Raw genomic sequence first — 16,117 nt, 5'->3', positions numbered from 1 at the left:
TGGTCGTGCTCGATTGTACCGGCGCGATGCCGGTTCACCGCGCAGGCGTGCGGTAACTACGCGCCCGCGCGAGCACGCGGATGCGATTGCGTGTACATGTCGCGCAACGTGTCCGCGGTGACCAGTGTGTAAATCTGCGTTGTGGCGACCGAGGAGTGGCCGAGCAGCTCCTGCACGACGCGGACGTCTGCGCCGCCCTGCAGCAGGTGCGTGGCGAACGAATGCCGCAGCGTATGCGGCGACACGTGCTCCGAGAGGCCGGCACGCTTGGCAGCAGCGCGGATGATCAGCCAGGCGTTCTGGCGAGAGACCCGCTGCCCGCGCAGCCCGAGAAAAAGTGCTGGAGTCGCGGCTCCGCGTGCCGAGAGCGCGGGACGAACACGCACGAGGTACTCGTCGAGAGCTGCCCGTGCAAAACTGCCGATCGGCACGATCCGCTGCTTGTTTCCCTTACCCGTGAGCCGGACGATATCGGTGTCGACGACGTCATCGACGTTGAGCGCGCAGACCTCAGACACCCGAGCGCCCGTCGCGTAGAGCAGCTCGAGCAGGGCCTTGTCCCGCAGGGATTGGGGGGAGTCTCCGGATGCTGTCGCCAGCAGAGCTTCGACTTGGGCAATCGTGATCGCCTTCGGGAGCTTGTCTGGCTGACGGGGCGGTTTGACCTCTTTCGCGACGTCGATCTCGACAATGCGTTCCTCGAGGAGGAAACGGTGCAGGCTGCGCACCGACGAGAGCACGCGGGCGACGGATGTCGGGGAGAGCCGCCTGTCGGGGTTCTGAGTGAGGCTGCGCAGGAACGCCACGACGTGAGAGCTGGTCACGCGCGCAAAATCCGCAACCTCGTTCTCAGCGAGCCACGCGCGGTACCGAGCAAGATCGCGCGTGTACGCGGACACCGTGTTCTCAGCGAGACCTCGCTCGATGCGCACGTGCCTCAAGAACGTGTCAACCGAACGCTCGAGGCTCATTCCGCGGCGCCTCGCTGACGCAGCCGCGGCCAGTCCGCGTCCGCGGGTCCGAGGCCGTTCCATCCGCGCTCTCGTGCGACGAAGGCCGACAGCACGCCATTGACCAGGGACGGGTTCTGCACGGCACGTGCTCGCACGGCATCCGCGATCTCGTCGAGGCTTACCCAGCGCTTCTCGATGCCTGCCTCTTCGTCTTCGCGGTCGAACCGCTCGGGACGTGCGTGAATGTCGCGCGCAAGGTAGATGCGAATCGCCTCGTCACTCGCACCCGGCGACGTGTAGAACTCCGAGAGCACCGCCCACTCTCGCGCCTCGACGTCAGCCTCCTCGGCGAGCTCGCGTTTCGCGGCATCGAGCGGGTGTTCTGCGGTGATGTCGAGCAGCCCAGCGGGAATCTCCCACAGTCGAGCACGCACGGGGTGCCGATACTGGTTGATGAGAAGCACGCGATCGTGTTCGTCAAGCGCCAGAATCGCTACCGCTCCCGTGTGGTCGAGGTATTCGCGCGTGATGGACGAGTCGTTCAGGCGGAACGTATCGCGTCTGACATCCCAGATGTAGCCGTGGTAGCCGATCTCGGTCGACTCGAGCTCGGCTTCAACAGGTTCGTCGTGCAGCGGACGCGGCTCGGCCGTCACGCGTCCTCCGAGACTTCGTCGTCGAACAGCAGGCTGGCCTTGTGGCGGTCCAGCGCAGCGGCGACGAGACCGGCGAACAGCGGGTGAGCATTTGTGGGACGCGAGCGGAGCTCTGGGTGCGCTTGCGTGGCCACGTAGAACGGGTGCACGTCGCGCGGCAGCTCGACGTACTCGACGAGCGCGCCGTCGGGTGACGTGCCAGAGAACACGAGGCCGGCGTCGGCGATGCGGTCGCGGTGCACGTTGCTGACCTCGTACCGGTGACGATGGCGCTCCGACACCTCGGGGGCGCCGTAGAGCTCTCGGACGATCGAGCCCTCGGCGAGCTTCGCCGGGTACAGTCCGAGTCTCATCGTGCCGCCGAGGTCGCCCTCGGCGATGATCTCCACCTGCTCAGCCATGGTGGCGATGACGGGAAACTCGGTGTCCGAATCGAACTCAGTGGAGCTTGCCCCGGTGAGCCCTGCTTCGCTTCGCGCGTACTCGATCACCATGCACTGCAGACCGAGACACAGACCGAGGGTCGGGATGCCGTTGGTTCGCGCATAGGTGAGCGCGCCGAGCTTTCCCTCGATGCCCCGAATACCGAACCCGCCCGGCACGCAGATGCCGTCAACGCCCGCGAGCGCCTTCGCAGCGCCTTCCGGAGTCTCACACTCGTCGGAGGGAATCCACTCGAGCGTGACGTGCGTCTTGTGCGCGAAACCTCCGGCTTTGAGCGCCTCCGTCACCGAGAGATACGCGTCGGGCAGGTCGATGTACTTGCCGACGATACCGATCGTGACTTCGTCTTTCGGCTCGTGCACTGCCTCGAGCACCGTGTTCCAGCGCGTCCAGTCGACGTCGCCCGCGCTCAGTCCGAGCGAGTTGATGATGTACGCGTCGAGCCCCTGGTCGTGCAGCGTCGACGGAATGTCATAGATCGAGGGCACATCAACCGTGTTCACCACGGCGCGTTCGTCGACATCGCACATGAGCGCGATCTTGCGCTTGTTGCTCTCGGTGACCGGGCGGTCGCTGCGCAGCACGAGAGCGTCGGGCTGGATTCCGATGGATCGCAGCGTAGCGACGGAGTGCTGGGTCGGCTTGGTCTTCTGCTCTCCGGACGCCCCCATGAACGGCACGAGCGAGACGTGCACGAAGAACACGCTGTCCCGGCCGAGCTCATGGCGCACCTGTCGCGCTGCCTCGATGAACGGCTGCGACTCGATGTCGCCGATCGTTCCGCCGACCTCTGTGATGATGACGTCGGGCTTGGGCGTCTCGGTCGCCTGCAGGCGCATGCGCCGCTTGATCTCGTCTGTGATGTGCGGGATCACCTGAACGGTATCGCCGAGGTACTCGCCACGGCGCTCTTTTTGAATGACCGTCGAGTAGATCTGGCCGGTCGTGACGTTCGCCGCCTGATTGAGGTTGATGTCGAGAAAGCGCTCGTAGTGCCCGATGTCAAGGTCAGTTTCGGCGCCGTCATCTGTGACGAAGACTTCCCCGTGCTGAAACGGGTTCATGGTGCCAGGGTCGACGTTGAGGTACGGGTCGAGTTTTTGCATCACGACTCGCAGCCCGCGCGCGGTGAGGAGGTTTCCGAGGCTCGCGGCCGTCAGTCCCTTACCCAAAGAAGAAACGACACCACCGGTGACGAAAATGTGCTTGGTCGTGTCGTGTGAGTTGCCCGATTCAGAAATGGTTGCCACGGGCTTCTATCCTATCATCTGAGTTTCGGCACCGAGGTCCAGGAGCTCTTCGGCGTGGGCGCGACCGGAGTCGCTGTCGGCCAATCCCGACAGCAATCGGGTCATCTCGGCGGTACGGTCATCTCCCTGCAGGCGCGTCACGCTCGATGCCGTCACGAACCCGTCGCTCTCTTTCACGACCGAGAGGTGGTTGGACGCGAACGCGGCGACCTGAGCGAGGTGTGTCACGACGATGACCTGGGCGTGCTGAGCCAGCCGGGCGAGCCGTCGGCCGATCTCGATCGCTGCAGCGCCGCCGACGCCAGCATCCACCTCGTCGAAGACATAGGTGGGGACCGGGTCGGATGCTGAAATGACAACCTCGATCGCGAGCATCACGCGCGAAAGCTCGCCCCCTGAAGCGCCCTTCGAGAGCGGACGCGGTTCTGTGCCCGCATGCGGGCGCATGAGAAACGCCACATCGTCGCGCCCCGAGCGCGTGTACTCACCCTTGTCTTCGACGTCGACGACGACGGTCGCATCGGGCATCGCCAGCGCGGAGAGTTCATCAGTGATGGCCGCCCCGAGTCGTTCGGCCGTGCGCCGGCGCACGCCGGTCACGGCGGATGCCGCCTCCTCGACGTCGCGCGTGTCGTTCTCGACCCGGGTCGTGAGCTCGTCGATGCGGTCGGAGTCGCCGTCCAGTTCGAGAAGCCTCGCGCTACCGCGCTCGAGGGTTGCGATGACATCGTCGAGGGTCGGACCATGTTTGCGCACGAGAGTTGTCAGAAGCGCTCGGCGCTCGTTAATCGCCTCGAGTTCGTTGCTACCGTCAGCGTCGAGCGAGGCAAGGTAGCTCGAGAGCTCGCCAGCCGCCTCCGAGGCGAGATAGCTGAGATTCTGCAGCTGCTCGGCGATCGGCTGCAGCGAACCGTCGACCCCGACAACGCGCTCGAGAGAGCGCCGCGCGCTCTCAATGAGTGCCAAGACGTCGTCGCCCTCCGCGAGTTCTGTCGAAAGCGATTCACGGGCGCCGGCGGCGGCAAGACGAAGCTCCTCGAGGTTCGTAAGACGCTCGGCAGTTGCAGCCAGCTGCTCATCTTCGCCCGGCTGCGGCGCCGCCTGCTCGATCTCGTCCATGGCAGCACGGAGGTTCTCTGCCTCGGTCTCTCGCGCTTCTCGGTCGCGCGTCAGGGTCTCGAGTTCCGCTTTGTTTGCCTGCCACCGGTCAAACACCTCACGGTACCGAGCGAGCGTCGCCCCGAGCTCGTCGCCCGCCGCGCGGTCGAGCGCGTCACGCTGCGCAGAGCGGGAACGCAGCCGAATCTGGTCTGACTGCCCGTGCACGGCAACGAGATTGCCGCTGAGCTCGGCAAGGACCCCCACGGGCGCGCTCCGGCCGCCGACTTGTGCCCGGCTGCGGCCCTCGGCCGTCACGGTGCGTCCCAGCGTGAGCTCGGCCTCGCCGTCTGCTCCAAAGGGGTCGATGTCGCCACCGGCCTCGACCACGCGTTCGGCAACGATCCCGCTGTCGGGAACGACCCAGCGGCCATCGATGCGCGCGTTCGCCGCCCCCGATCGAACGGTGGCGGCGTCGGCACGGCCTCCGAGCAGCAACCCGAGCGCTGTGACGACCATCGTCTTACCCGCGCCCGTCTCTCCCGTGATCGCCGTGAATCCGGGTCCGAGCGGCAGCGTGGCCTCTGCGATGACTCCGAGATCCGAGATCTCGATCTCCTCGATCATGCGGCCGGTCCCCTCCATCCGCTGACGGGAAGGTGGAATTTGCGCACGAGCCGGTCTGTGAACGGGCTGTCATGCAGTCGCGCAAGCTTCACGGGCGTTGCCGAGCGCTCGGCGTTCACGCGTGAGCCTGGCTCGAGTTCGAACGTCCGTCGTCCATCGCACCACAGAACGCCGATTCCGTCGCTACGGCCGAGCACGTCGATCGCGAGCGTCGAGTCGGGGGCGACGACAATCGGCTTTGCGAACAAGGCGTGCGCGCTCAGCGGCACGAGCGTGATCGCTTCAACCGTCGGCCAGATGATCGGTCCCCCCGCCGAGAAGTTGTATGCGGTCGACCCGGTCGGCGTTGCGATCACTGCACCGTCGGCACCGAAGGAGACAAGCGGGCGCTGATCCACCTCGACGACGAGTTCCAGCATCCGCTCGCGACTTGCCTTCTCGACGGTTGCCTCATTGAGTGCCCAGGTCGAATAGACGACCTCACCGCCGATCGTGACGGACACATCGAGTGTCATGCGCTCTTCAACGGCGTAATCGCGTTCGACCACACGGTGAACAGCGTTCGCAAGATCATCTCTTTCAAGCTCGGCGAGAAAGCCGACATGCCCGAGGTTGACCCCGAGCAGCGGAACGGTGTGCTCGCGAACCAGCTCGGCGGCGCGGAGAATTGTGCCGTCTCCACCGAGCACCATCACGAGCTCCAGCTCACGCGCTCGCGCATCGTCGAGCGTCTCAACGCCCGCCAGGTCAGCCCCCGCGGCTTTCAGCTCCTCACGCTCCTCGCCGATGAGCATGGGGCGGATGCCGGAATCCCTGAGCTGGCCGATCACGTGCGTCGCTGCTTCGACGGAGTCGCTGCGCCCGGTGTGCGAGATGACGAGGATGGATCGCGTCGTGGTCATTCGTCACCTCCCGCAAGTTGTTCGGCTCGCCGCATCCATTCTGTCGGATTCGAACCGTGCTGTGCATGCATGTGGACAAGGTACTCGGAGTTTCCATGTGTGCCGACAACCGGTGAGCGCTCGAGGCCGCACACCCCGAGGCCGGCGTCCCACGCCAACCACAGAACGGACTGCACCGCGTCGATGCGCCTCGCCGGGTCGCGCACGATACCCTCACGGACTCCCGTTCTGCCGACTTCGAACTGCGGCTTGATCAGCAGGATCACGTCGGCGTCGTCGGTGCCGGTCTGCCGGAGCGGATCAAGGACGTATCGCAGCGAGATGAACGAAAGGTCGCCGACGATAACGCTCGGCGGTTCGCCGGTTCCCGCGTGTTCGGCGAGAGCGTCGCGGCTCAGATCACGAACGTTGAAGCCCTCGACGACGCGGACTCGCGAGTCGGAGCGTAGCGACGATGCCAGCTGGTCGTGTCCGACGTCGAGAGCGATCACCTCACGAGCGCCACGCTCTAGGAGCACTTGAGTGAACCCTCCCGTCGACGCGCCCACGTCAAGAACGAGCTGGTCCGACACGTCGCAGTCGAAGGCGTCGAGTGCCGCGACCAGCTTGTGCGCTCCCCTGCTCACGTAGTGATCGGCACCGGTCACCGAAATGCGCGCCCCGTCAGCGATGGGGGTCGACGGTTTGACGATCGGCCGATCGTCAACCGCAACCTTTCCCGACGAGATGAGCTCAACAGCCGCGGCCCGTGAGCGCGCGAGTCCACGCTCAACGAGAACGGCGTCCAGACGGCGCGTCGTCACCGTGCGGCGCCCTCGTGGTCGCTCCCTTCGAGAACGCTGTTCAGCTCGTCATGCAGACGAGCGTACGCATCGCCGCGCTCAGCGAGCGGCCGCTCTTCGATCAGCGCCAATCGCGACACGAGCGCGCTGGGGTCTGTGGCTCCCTGTTCTTCGTCGTTCGTCACACCGTTAGGCTACAAGCTGGTCCCGGCGTCGCCGGTCAGGCTCGCTTACGAGTACAGCCTCTCCGGCACGTTGAAGCCGTAGATCTGTCGGCCGCTGGCCCAGATGACCGCGCTCGCGGCTCGCAACCGGTCGAGCCCGGATTCGCCCTCGCGAGCGACCTCGATCTGCGTCTGGTCGACGATCCGCACCACGGATTCACCGACCTTCGCCTCGGTCTTGTCGCGCGACAGCTCGGTCACCGGGTACGGCTCGAAGAGCGCACGAAGGTCGGACACCACGAAACCGGGGCGCGACCCCTCGGGCGCGGCGAGGACGTGCTTGGCCTGGTCGACGCCCGTCAGCACTAACAGTGAACTGATGTCTGCGCGATTCGCTCCGAGAATGTCCGTGTCGAGCCTGTCTCCGATGAAGAGCGGATGCTGAGAAGCAAACCGCAGCTTCGCTTCCTCGAAAATCGGCACCTCCGGCTTGCCTGCGACTTCGGCGAGCCTCCCGACCGCTGTATGCACAGCAGAGACGAGCGTTCCATTGCCCGGCGCGATTCCGCGCTCCCGCGGAATCGTCCAGTCCGTGTTCGTCGCGATCCACGGGAGGTCGTTCGCCTCACGACCGTCTTGCAGTGCGTACGCTGCTTCGGCAAGCTGTGCCCAGTCGACATCGGGCGCGAAGCCCTGCACGACAGCATCCGGTCCGTCCTCGGCGCTTCGCGTGACGCGATACCCGGCTTTCGTCAGCTCGTCGATCAGTCCCTCGCCGCCGACGACGAGAACGAGCGCGCCGTCGCGCACTTTCGTCCGCAGCAGCCGAACGGCAGCCTGCGGGCTCGTGATGACGTCTCGCGGCTGCACGTCGAGCCCGAACTCCCGCAGCTGTTCAGCCACCGCGGCATCCGTCCGCGACGCATTGTTGGTGATGTATCCAACGCGGATGCTGTCTGCCACACGATTGAGGCTCTCGACCGAGTGCGGAATCGCGTTCCGGCCCGCGTAGACCACGCCGTCCAGGTCGGCGAGCACGGCGTCGACCCCGTCTAAAGGCATCACGGTTTTAGTCTTGCGTCGGCCGAACACCGTCAGCATCCTCCTCAGTATCGTCTGCGCGATTCTCGGCAGCCTCGGCATCATCAGCGTCGCGACGGTGCTCCTGGTTGTTCTCGACCTCGGTGGTGTCGATATGGGCAGGAAGCTCCAGGTCTTCTTCCACGACGATGATTGTCTCGTCTTCGTCCACGCGAGCCTCGTCGTCGAGCGCCCGAGCAGCGACGCGCGATCGATTGCGCCACGTCTGCGCCTCGTCGTCACGCCCGAGTTCGTCGAGAACCTCCGCGTACGCATCGAACAGAGCAGGGCTCCAGCTGTACGCGACCGCGGGATCCAACTGCGCGATCTGCAATTCGCTCAGCGCGAGCTCGGGCTGACCGAGGTCGAGGCGGGCGCCCGACATGGCGATCGCAAGGTTCGCCTGCGTGCCGGCGCTGAGCGTCGCGCGATCGACGGAGCGCCCCAACTCAAGGGCACGTTCGGGGCGGCCAACACCGCGTTCGCTGTCGACCATGAGGGGAAGCTGTTCGTCTGAGCCGCTGATGCGCCGGTAGGTGCGCAGCTCACGCAGAGCGAGGGCAAAGTCTCCGGTGCGATACGCGGTGACTGCAAGAGTCTCGCGAACGACAGCAATCCGTCCGGCTCGACGTGACGCGCTCACGGCGTGACGGTGCGCGAGTTCGGGGTCATCGTCAATGAGACGTGCCACCATCGCCAGGTGTCGCGCGACTCCCTCGGCGTTCTCCTTTGACAGCGTCTTCAGTTCGTTTCGCGCTGACCTGTGCAGATCTTTCTCGGTGACGTCGTCGGGAATCTCGGGATCGTCGTGTTGGGGGCGCACCGAACGGAGCTCACGTTGCCGCTTCTGCTCTTCAGTCAGTTCTTCTTCATACGCGCGCGCATCGCGGTCGCCGCGGGCAGGCTTGCCGTCGCGCGTCCACAGCCGCTGGTCCCTGTCATGAGAGTCTCGCGGCGCAGGACGACGGCCCGATGGTCCCTCACGTCTGCCCGCGCGACGCTCTCCGTCGCGAGCCGGACGCCTGTCACCATCACGCTTCTCAAAGCGCCGCTCACCATCGCGAGCCGGACGCCTGTCGTTGTCACGCTTCTCGAAACGCCGCTCACCATCACGAGCCGGACGCCTGTCGTTGTCACGCTTCTCGAAACGCCGCTCCCCATCACGAGCAGGACGCCTGTCGTTGTCACGCCTCTCAAAACGCCGCTCACCCTGGCCGCGGCCTCTACCGCGGTCTCCCCCGTCGAGCTCGCCAGTGCGGGGACGATCACCCTGTGCGCGCTTGTCGCCGTTCCGCCGGTCACGAGGGTGTGAACCGCGGCCACCACCCGGCCCGCGTCCGCGCGAGGACTCGCCATCGCGCGATCCGCGACGGTGCTCCGAAGAGCTCTCAGATTCGTCGCCGGCGTGCGTCATGATGGGGTCCTCCTGGTCGGATGCGCATATTGAGTTGGTGGGGATCCTGCCGGATCACTCCAGACGAGCTTACGTCAATAGACTGAAATCATGATGAATGCGCTGACCGAACTCCTGACGACTCGCACCGTCCCCGTGTTCAACGCGTCGATGGCTGGCGCAGCCGGTCCCGACCTCGCCTCCGCGGTCAGCGGCGGCGGAGGCGTCGGCATGCTTGGTGTTCCGAGTGCTCCAGATCTTGACGGTCTAACCTCGGCCGCCGAGCGTCTCCAGCGCGAACGTGCCGTGTGGGGAGCGGGGTTTCTCTCATTCGCGCTCGACGCAGACATCACACCGCTTCAGCGCGTGCTCGACCACGAGCCGTCAGTGGTGGCCCTTGGGTTCGGCCACAGTGACGCTGCTGTCACCGCGGTGCGCAAGTCGCCGGCGGTTCTGCTCGCGCAAGTCGGGAATATCGCCGAACTCGAGAGCGCAATCGATGCCGGCGTTGACGGAATCATCGTACGCGGCGCCGAAGCTGGCGGACACGGGCGCAACGAGATCTCGACACTCACCTTCTTGCAAATCGCCGTCGAACGCACGAGCATCCCGCTTCTCGCTGCAGGCGGCATCACAACAGCGCGCGGACTCGCCGCCGTCATAGCCGGGGGCGCCATCGCAGCGTGGGTGGGCACGCGATTCACGGTTGCCTCTGAATCTCAGTTTCCGGATGCTGCGAAACAGCGCGTTCTCGACGCACGCGACGGCGACACGGTCTACACGCGCGTGTTCGACATCGCACAGCGCGCCGCATGGCCTCCTCACTACGGTGGACGTGCCTTGTCGAACTCCTTCAGCGACACCTGGCACGGCCGCGAACACGAGCTGGAGACGACGGTCCGGTCTTCTCCGAGCATGGCGGACGACATGCTCAGTGCCCGCCGAGAAGGCCGTTTCGATGTCGGCCCCATCTATTCGGGAGAAGGATCAGCACTGGTGACCCGCGTCGAATCGGCCGAAGCGATCCTCGCGGACCTAGGCCGTTATCGCGACTACCTCCACGCCGCACGTTAGAACGCATGGCGTCTTATATTCCGTGGGCCGCATAAACGAACCCAGCCTCTGGTGCGCTTCAGGAGGCTGGGGTGTGTGGGTTAAATGGTGAAGGCCACCCCGTGGTTAGGGGTGGCCTTCACTGTAGGTTAAGTCCGGCGGTGTCCTACTCTCCCACAGGGTCCCCCCTGCAGTACCATCGGCGCTGAGAGCCTTAGCTTCCGGGTTCGGAATGTGACCGGGCGTTTCCCTCTCGCTATGACCGCCGTAACAATCATGGACGCAATATGTGAACACACCGTGGGGTGTGTTGTTTGTTCCTGCCGTGCGTCAGGAACCACAAAGTGGACGCGAAACATCAGATGTTGTTGTTATCAAGTTATCGGCTTATTAGTACCAGTCAGCTGCACACATTGCTGTGCTTCCACATCTGGCCTATCAACCCAGTCGTCTAGCTGGGAGCCTCTCACCCGCGTGGGGTATGGAAATCTCATCTTGAGGCCGGCTTCCCGCTTAGATGCTTTCAGCGGTTATCCATCCCGAACGTAGCTAATCAGCGATGCCACTGGCGTGACAACTGACATACCAGAGGTTCGTCCAACCCGGTCCTCTCGTACTAGGGTCAGATCCTCTCAAATTTCCTGCGCGCGCAGCGGATAGGGACCGAACTGTCTCACGACGTTCTAAACCCAGCTCGCGTACCGCTTTAATGGGCGAACAGCCCAACCCTTGGGACCTACTCCAGCCCCAGGATGCGACGAGCCGACATCGAGGTGCCAAACCATGCCGTCGATATGGACTCTTGGGCAAGATCAGCCTGTTATCCCCGAGGTACCTTTTATCCGTTGAGCGACAGCGCTTCCACAAGCCACTGCCGGATCACTAGTCCCGACTTTCGTCCCTGCTCGACCTGTCAGTCTCACAGTCAAGCTCCCTTGTGCACTTACACTCGCCACCTGATTGCCAACCAGGTTGAGGGAACCTTTGGGCGCCTCCGTTACATTTTGGGAGGCAACCGCCCCAGTTAAACTACCCACCAGGCACTGTCCCTGAACCGGATCACGGTTCGAAGTTAGATATCCAGAATGACCAGAGTGGTATTTCAACAACGACTCCACGAACACTAGCGTGCCCGCTTCAAAGTCTCCCACCTATCCTACACAAGCCACACCGAACACCAATACCAAGCTGTAGTAAAGGTCACGGGGTCTTTCCGTCCTGCTGCGCGTAACGAGCATCTTTACTCGTAATGCAATTTCGCCGAGTTCGTGGTTGAGACAGCTGGGAAGTCGTTACGCCATTCGTGCAGGTCGGAACTTACCCGACAAGGAATTTCGCTACCTTAGGATGGTTATAGTTACCACCGCCGTTTACTGGGGCTTAAATTCACAGCTTCACCCCGAAGGGTTGACCGTTCCTCTTAACCTTCCAGCACCGGGCAGGCGTCAGTCCGTATACATCGTCTTGCGACTTGGCACGGACCTGTGTTTTTAGTAAACAGTCGCTTCCCACTGGTCTCTGCGGCCACCACACCCTTTCGGAGCAAGTCCTAATAAGTGAGCGGCCCCCCTTCTCCCGAAGTTACGGGGGCATTTTGCCGAGTTCCTTAACCACGATTCTCTCGATCTCCTTAGTATTCTCTACCTGACCACCTGTGTCGGTTTGGGGTACGGGCAGCTAGAACCTCGCGTCGATGCTTTTCTCGGCAGCATAGGATCATCGGATCATACCCTTTACGGGTTCCCCTTCAACTCTCAGCCACATGGGAGACGGATTTGCCTATCTCCCGGCCTACAGCCTTGGCCTGGGACAACCATCGCCCAGGACCGACTACCTTCCTGCGTCACACCTGTTAACACGCTAGCCGCACCAGCATGGGGTCGAGCGTTCACCCGCACCATCCACCCCCCAAAAGAGGAGCTTCCGGTACGAGCTAGGACTCTTAGCACCACTGGATTAGCTGGGGCGGTTCTTCGCCGGTACGGGAATATCAACCCGTTGTCCATCGACTACGCCTGTCGGCCTCGCCTTAGGTCCCGACTTACCCAGGGCGGATTAACCTGGCCCTGGAACCCTTGGTCTTCCGGAGGACGGGTTTCTCACCCGTCTTTCGCTACTCATGCCTGCATTCTCACTCGTGTAGCCTCCACGGCTGGTTTACACCGCCGCTTCACCGGCCACACGACGCTCTCCTACCCATCAACACACCTGAACCAACGAGAACAAGTCCCGCGGCTTGGTTATTAATGTCAATGCCACAACTTCGGTGGCGTGCTTGAGCCCCGTTACATTGTCGGCGCGGAATCACTTGACCAGTGAGCTATTACGCACTCTTTCAAGGATGGCTGCTTCTAAGCCAACCTCCTGGTTGTCTCTGCAACTCCACATCCTTTCCCACTTAGCACGCGCTTAGGGACCTTAGATGGTGGTCTGGGTTGTTTCCCTCTCGACGATGAAGCTTATCCCCCACCGTCTCACTGCTGCGCTCTCACTTCCCGGCATTCGGAGTTTGGCTGACGTCAGTAACCTGTTGAGGCCCATCGGCCATCCAGTAGCTCTACCTCCGGAAAGAAACACGCAACGCTGCACCTAAATGCATTTCGGAGAGAACCAGCTATCACGAAGTTTGATTGGCCTTTCACCCCTATCCACAGCTCATCCCCTCCATTTTCAACTGAAGTGGGTTCGGCCCTCCACGCGCTCTTACACACGCTTCAGCCTGGCCATGGATAGATCACTTCGCTTCGGGTCTAGGACACGCGACTCAACGCCCTATTCAGACTCGCTTTCGCTACGGCTACCCCACACGGGTTAACCTCGCCACGTATCGCTAACTCGCAGGCTCATTCTTCAAAAGGCACGCTGTCACCCCAACAAGGAGGCTCCAACGGATTGTAAGCAAACGGTTTCAGGTACTATTTCACTCCCCTCCCGGGGTACTTTTCACCTTTCCCTCACGGTACTTGTCCGCTATCGGTCATCTGGGAGTATTTAGGCTTATCAGGTGGTCCTGACAGATTCACACGGGATTTCTCGGGCCCCGTGCTACTTGGGATACTCTTCACGCGATCATGGCATTTCGGCTACGGGGTTCGCACCCTCTCTGACCGGCCATTCAAAACCGTTCGCCTATACCACTCACAACGCCCACCACGTGTCAGCATGATGAAAAAAGTCCCACAACCCCGACCATGCAACCCCTGACAGGTATCTCACATAACCGGTTTAGCCTCATCCGGGTTCGCTCGCCACTACTACCGGAATCACTTTTGTTTTCTCTTCCTGTGGGTACTGAGATGTTTCACTTCCCCACGTTCCCTCACCCCGCCCTATACATTCAGACGGGAGTGACCAGGCACCCCAAAGGGCCCAGGCCGGGTTTCCCCATTCGGAAATCCTCGGATCACAGCTCGTTTATCAGCTCCCCGAGGCTTATCGCAGATTACGACGTCCTTCTTCGGCTCCAGATGCCAAGGCATCCACCGTTTGCTCTTAGAAACTTGAAACAACATGAGCATGAATCGAAATAAATCTTCAAAAGAAAAATTTGACCATGATTGAAACACAAAAAGTGTTTCTAAGATGCTCGCGTCCACTGTGTAGTTCTCAACGTACGGCCGGTACTCCCACCCCAACCCACAAAAGGCCGGAAACAGAAGTCCGAGAAACCCGCAACCCCAAACGGGGAAGCCTGGTCCCTCAGGACCCAATAACGTGCACGCCAACCAAACACCCAGGCCACCGTTTCCCATCCCCACACGAGGACGTACTCCAACAACCCGACCATCCAGCCGGCCATATCAAATGTTCCACCCACGAGCTAACCAGCCACACACATTCGGTGCGGACCTGGCGCCTGGACACCAACGGTGCCAGTTGCTCCTTAGAAAGGAGGTGATCCAGCCGCACCTTCCGGTACGGCTACCTTGTTACGACTTAGTCCTAATTACCGGTCCCACCTTCGACAGCTCCCTCCCCAAGGGGTTAGGCCACCGGCTTCGGGTGTTACCGACTTTCATGACTTGACGGGCGGTGTGTACAAGGCCCGGGAACGTATTCACCGCAGCGTTGCTGATCTGCGATTACTAGCGACTCCGACTTCACGTAGTCGAGTTGCAGACTACGATCCGAACTGGGACCAGCTTTTTGGGATTCGCTCCACCTCACGGTATCGCCGCCCATTGTACTGGCCATTGTAGCATGCGTGAAGCCCAAGACATAAGGGGCATGATGATTTGACGTCATCCCCACCTTCCTCCGAGTTGACCCCGGCAGTATCCCCTGAGTTCCCACCATAACGTGCTGGCAACAGAGAACGAGGGTTGCGCTCGTTGCGGGACTTAACCCAACATCTCACGACACGAGCTGACGACAACCATGCACCACCTGTATACGAGTGTCCAAAGAGAACCCTGTTTCCAGGGCGTTCTCGTATATGTCAAGCCTTGGTAAGGTTCTTCGCGTTGCATCGAATTAATCCGCATGCTCCGCCGCTTGTGCGGGCCCCCGTCAATTCCTTTGAGTTTTAGCCTTGCGGCCGTACTCCCCAGGCGGGGAACTTAATGCGTTAGCTGCGACACGGAGACCGTGGAAAGGCCCCCACATCTAGTTCCCAACGTTTACGGGGTGGACTACCAGGGTATCTAAGCCTGTTCGCTCCCCACCCTTTCGCTCCTCAGCGTCAGTAGCGGCCCAGAGATCTGCCTTCGCCATCGGTGTTCCTCCTGATATCTGCGCATTCCACCGCTACACCAGGAATTCCAATCTCCCCTACCGCACTCTAGTCTGCCCGTACCCACTGCAGGCCCGAGGTTGAGCCTCGGGATTTCACAGCAGACGCGACAAACCGCCTACGAGCTCTTTACGCCCAATAATTCCGGACAACGCTCGCACCCTACGTATTACCGCGGCTGCTGGCACGTAGTTAGCCGGTGCTTTTTCTGCAGGTACCGTCACCCAAAGGCTTCTTCCCTGCCAAAAGAGGTTTACAACCCGAAGGCCGTCATCCCCCACGCGGCGTTGCTGCATCAGGCTTTCGCCCATTGTGCAATATTCCCCACTGCTGCCTCCCGTAGGAGTCTGGGCCGTGTCTCAGTCCCAGTGTGGCCGGTCACCCTCTCAGGCCGGCTACCCGTCGTCGCCTTGGTAAGCCATTACCTCACCAACAAGCTGATAGGCCGCGAGTCCATCCCCAACCAGTAAACCCTTTCCACCCACAGACCATGCGGCCATGAGTCATATCCAGTATTAGACACCGTTTCCAGCGCTTATCCCAGAGTCAGGGGCAGGTTACTCACGTGTTACTCACCCGTTCGCCACTAATCCACCCCACAAGTGAGGCTTCATCGTTCGACTTGCATGTGTTAAGCACGCCGCCAGCGTTCGTCCTGAGCCAGGATCAAACTCTCCGTAAATGCATAAACACCAACCAGGACAAAACCCAGCCAGCAAACATAAACGCACCCACCCAACAAAGGGCAGACACAAGTTCAATCATGACAACACAAACATCATTACTGACATTCGCAATCAATCAATATCAAAGGAATCTCAAACCCAGACAAAAGCCCAGGCCGAGGTTCAAAAATTGGCATTTGACATGTGCACGCTATTGAGTTCTCAAGGACCAGACGCTTCCAGATTCGACACCCGAGCTTCTCGGGAATCTCGCTCTGGAGCAACCTTGTTATCGTATCACCCACAACGAGTTATTCC

Annotated in this window: 11 protein-coding genes and 3 rRNA genes; 1 reads left to right on the top strand and 13 read right to left on the bottom strand. The window is 61.8% G+C overall.

The window, feature by feature from the left end:
• Positions 1-56 precede the first annotated feature (56 nt).
• Genes xerD through ATJ78_RS15785 form a run of 10 tightly spaced genes read right to left on the bottom strand, consistent with a single transcriptional unit; the run spans position 57 to position 9,312 of the window.
• A complete protein-coding gene (xerD, locus tag ATJ78_RS10075) occupies positions 57-971 on the bottom strand; it encodes a site-specific tyrosine recombinase XerD (protein ID WP_098407471.1) in 915 nt (304 codons plus the stop codon).
• Positions 968-1,609: an NUDIX domain-containing protein gene (locus ATJ78_RS10070; protein WP_098407470.1), complete on the bottom strand. Its 642-nt coding sequence runs from the start codon at positions 1,607-1,609 to the stop codon at positions 968-970. The genes xerD and ATJ78_RS10070 overlap by 4 nt, the downstream gene beginning before the upstream one ends.
• Complete coding sequence (gene pyrG, locus ATJ78_RS10065) at positions 1,606-3,303, bottom strand: CTP synthase (protein WP_211288455.1); 1,698 nt, start codon at positions 3,301-3,303, stop codon at positions 1,606-1,608. Before pyrG ends, ATJ78_RS10070 begins: the two co-directional genes overlap by 4 nt.
• 6 nt (positions 3,304-3,309) lie before the next feature.
• The gene (gene recN / locus ATJ78_RS10060; RefSeq protein WP_098407469.1) at positions 3,310-5,028 is read right to left on the bottom strand and encodes a DNA repair protein RecN; all 1,719 of its coding nucleotides are present in this window, start codon (positions 5,026-5,028) and stop codon (positions 3,310-3,312) included.
• The gene (locus ATJ78_RS10055; RefSeq protein ID WP_098407468.1) at positions 5,025-5,930 is read right to left on the bottom strand and encodes an NAD kinase; all 906 of its coding nucleotides are present in this window, start codon (positions 5,928-5,930) and stop codon (positions 5,025-5,027) included. Before ATJ78_RS10055 ends, recN begins: the two co-directional genes overlap by 4 nt.
• A complete protein-coding gene (locus ATJ78_RS10050) occupies positions 5,927-6,733 on the bottom strand; it encodes a TlyA family RNA methyltransferase (protein WP_098407467.1) in 807 nt (268 codons plus the stop codon). Before ATJ78_RS10050 ends, ATJ78_RS10055 begins: the two co-directional genes overlap by 4 nt.
• Positions 6,730-6,897, bottom strand: coding sequence for a hypothetical protein (locus ATJ78_RS15965; RefSeq protein WP_169923435.1), 168 nt, complete (start codon positions 6,895-6,897; stop codon positions 6,730-6,732). The genes ATJ78_RS10050 and ATJ78_RS15965 overlap by 4 nt, the downstream gene beginning before the upstream one ends.
• A gap of 45 nt (positions 6,898-6,942) precedes the next feature.
• Complete coding sequence (locus tag ATJ78_RS10045) at positions 6,943-7,938, bottom strand: HAD-IIA family hydrolase (protein ID WP_245836394.1); 996 nt, start codon at positions 7,936-7,938, stop codon at positions 6,943-6,945.
• A gap of 7 nt (positions 7,939-7,945) precedes the next feature.
• Entirely contained in the window at positions 7,946-8,779 is an 834-nt protein-coding gene (locus tag ATJ78_RS10040) for a hypothetical protein (protein ID WP_245836278.1), read from the bottom strand.
• A gap of 35 nt (positions 8,780-8,814) precedes the next feature.
• Entirely contained in the window at positions 8,815-9,312 is a 498-nt protein-coding gene (locus tag ATJ78_RS15785; RefSeq protein WP_143741402.1) for a hypothetical protein, read from the bottom strand.
• A 148-nt stretch (positions 9,313-9,460) separates the two neighbouring features.
• On the opposite strand from ATJ78_RS15785, the gene ATJ78_RS10030 reads away from it, so the two are divergent.
• Positions 9,461-10,423, top strand: coding sequence for an NAD(P)H-dependent flavin oxidoreductase (locus ATJ78_RS10030; protein WP_098407464.1), 963 nt, complete (start codon positions 9,461-9,463; stop codon positions 10,421-10,423).
• Positions 10,424-10,555: 132 nt separating this feature from the next.
• Here the strand turns inward: ATJ78_RS10030 and rrf are convergent.
• The 3 genes from rrf to ATJ78_RS10015 all read right to left on the bottom strand — a co-directional run bounded on the left by rrf (position 10,556) and on the right by ATJ78_RS10015 (position 15,816).
• A 5S ribosomal RNA gene (rrf, locus tag ATJ78_RS10025) occupies positions 10,556-10,672 on the bottom strand.
• Positions 10,673-10,772: 100 nt separating this feature from the next.
• Positions 10,773-13,908 (bottom strand): 23S ribosomal RNA (locus ATJ78_RS10020).
• A 381-nt stretch (positions 13,909-14,289) separates the two neighbouring features.
• Positions 14,290-15,816 (bottom strand): 16S ribosomal RNA (locus ATJ78_RS10015).
• The 16S, 23S and 5S rRNA genes sit together here, the layout of an rRNA operon.
• Between the last annotated feature and the right edge of the window lie 301 nt (positions 15,817-16,117).

It is taken from the genome of Paramicrobacterium agarici (assembly GCF_002563955.1).
Lineage (GTDB): Bacteria > Actinomycetota > Actinomycetes > Actinomycetales > Microbacteriaceae > Paramicrobacterium > Paramicrobacterium agarici.
This window is presented reverse-complemented; position numbering and strand designations above follow the sequence as displayed.